The organism is Paenibacillus xylanexedens (assembly GCF_007676705.1).
GTDB classification, from domain to species: Bacteria; Bacillota; Bacilli; order Paenibacillales; family Paenibacillaceae; genus Paenibacillus; species Paenibacillus xylanexedens_C.
The window spans coordinates 1-301 of sequence record NZ_VEBF01000178.1 but is presented as its reverse complement, the minus strand read 5'-3'; the positions used below and the strand labels follow the sequence as shown (position 1 = coordinate 301).

Below are 301 nucleotides of genomic sequence, written 5' to 3'. Positions count from 1 at the left end.
ACCAATTTATCACGCCCGATCGCGTCGTCATTACCCCGCATAACATGATCCATCTCCTCCCGATCGCACTTACTATCAACCATACCTACAATTCGGATACCCAATTTCCCACCTTCCCCAACACCCATACCCTCTTTCCCTCCATCCATGATGAACACCCCCCTTCGCACGCCTTTCATATTTTTAATACCCCCCAACAATTTCTCAACACCATCTTTTTCTTTCCCAACCAACATTACTTCTTTTTTACCCAATACACCCAATCTACCCTCTTCTTCCCAACCTTCCAATTCTTTCAAAC

Annotated in this window: 1 protein-coding gene; it reads right to left on the bottom strand. The window is 45.2% G+C overall.

The genetic code is table 11. The annotated features are described in order from the left end of the window. On the bottom strand, window positions 1-263 hold a 263-nt coding region (locus FS628_RS30415), incomplete at its 3' end, for a 30S ribosomal protein S2 (protein WP_222125325.1). Window positions 264-301 lie beyond the last annotated feature (38 nt).